Annotated in this window: 1 protein-coding gene; it reads left to right on the forward strand. The window is 59.4% G+C overall.

What is annotated here, in order from left to right:
• On the forward strand, positions 1–244 hold a 244-nt coding region (locus tag HOY33_RS20680; RefSeq protein ID WP_253906979.1), incomplete at both ends, for an Ig-like domain-containing protein.

The following is a 244-nucleotide window of genomic DNA, read 5'->3' on the forward strand; positions in this document are numbered from 1 at the left end:
GCAGCGAGACTTATCAGACCACGGTGAATGCCGATGGCGTAACCTGGAGTGTGAATGTGCCCGGCAGTGTGCTGGCAGGGAATACGGCGGTTACGGCTAGCGTCACCACCTCTGATGCGGCGGGCAATACCACCACGGCGGATGCCAGCCGCGGTTACACGGTTGATATCGTTGCGCCAGATGCGTCGATCACTATTGATGCCATCACTGCCGATAATGTGGTCAATGCCGCCGAGTCCGGCCA

The organism is Brenneria sp. hezel4-2-4, from assembly GCF_013155275.1.
GTDB lineage: Bacteria > Pseudomonadota > Gammaproteobacteria > Enterobacterales > Enterobacteriaceae > Brenneria.